We start from the raw sequence: 1,006 nt of genomic DNA on the forward strand, positions 1-1,006 counted from the left end.
GCACCGGCGACATCCAGCGCATGCACAAGCTGCGTCTGCTGGGCGAAGGCCAGGTACCGTTCTACAACGGTTGCAACCCGCTGGCCCTGGAGGCGCTCCAGGTAATGCATGGCGATTTCCTCGGCCTGGCGCTTGGGCATCTTGCGTACCCACATCGGCGCCAGGGTGCAGTTCTGCAGGATGGTCAGGTGCGGAAACAGGTTGAAGTGCTGGAACACCATGCCGACTTCGCGGCGGATCGCTTCGATCTGCTTGAGGTCGTTGGTCAGCTCCACGCCATCCACCACGATACGGCCCTGCTGGTGTTCCTCCAGGCGGTTCAGACAGCGGATGGTGGTGGACTTGCCCGAGCCCGAAGGCCCGCACAGGACGATGCGCTCGCCCTGGGTGACATTGAGGTTGATGTCCTTGAGCACGTGGAACTGGCCGTACCACTTGTTCACGCCCTGCATCTGAATAATGCCTTCAGGGCCCACAGGCTTTTTGATTGCTTCGCTCATTTACAGAGAACTCCTAACGCTTGTGGCCAGTGTCCAACCTACGCTCCAGATGCATGGAGTAGCGGGACATACCAAAACAGAAAATCCAGAACACCAGGGCCGCGAAGACATAACCTTCGGTGGCCATGCCCAACCATTTCGGGTCGGCGGCGGCTTGTTTCACGCTGTTGAGCAGGTCGAACAGGCCGATGATGATCACCAGGCTCGTGTCCTTGAACAGGGCGATGAAGGTGTTGACGATGCCGGGGATCACCAGCTTCAGGGCTTGCGGCAGGATCACCAGGCCCATGCTGCGCCAGTAGCCCAGGCCCATGGCCGCGGCTGCCTCATATTGGCCTTTGGGAATGGCCTGCAGGCCGCCGCGCACCACTTCGGCGACATAGGCCGACTGGAACAGGATCACGCCGATCAACGCCCGTAGCAGCTTGTCGAAGTTCATGCCCTCGGGCAGGAACAGCGGCAGCATCACCGAGGACATGAACAGCACCGTGATCAGCGGCACGCCG

General features: G+C 60.6%; 1 protein-coding gene and 2 pseudogenes. 1 reads left to right on the top strand and 2 read right to left on the bottom strand.

Translation table 11 applies throughout. The features are described 5' to 3' along the window. Window positions 1–95, top strand: a pseudogene (locus ACQKQA_RS30465) (dihydrodipicolinate synthase family protein); the annotation flags it as partial. Here the strand turns inward: ACQKQA_RS30465 and ACQKQA_RS30470 are convergent. Together ACQKQA_RS30470 and ACQKQA_RS30475 are read right to left on the bottom strand one after the other, a co-directional pair. Further along, window positions 87–500, bottom strand: a pseudogene (locus ACQKQA_RS30470) (amino acid ABC transporter ATP-binding protein); the annotation flags it as partial. The pseudogenes ACQKQA_RS30465 and ACQKQA_RS30470 sit on opposite strands and share 9 nt — an antisense overlap. A gap of 13 nt (window positions 501–513) precedes the next feature. Next, a partial coding sequence (locus ACQKQA_RS30475) for an amino acid ABC transporter permease (RefSeq protein WP_427564811.1) occupies window positions 514–1,006 on the bottom strand: 493 nt, incomplete at its 5' end.

The sequence above is a fragment of the Pseudomonas sp. NPDC089530 genome (assembly GCF_050280705.1).
Classification (GTDB): domain Bacteria; phylum Pseudomonadota; class Gammaproteobacteria; order Pseudomonadales; family Pseudomonadaceae; genus Aquipseudomonas.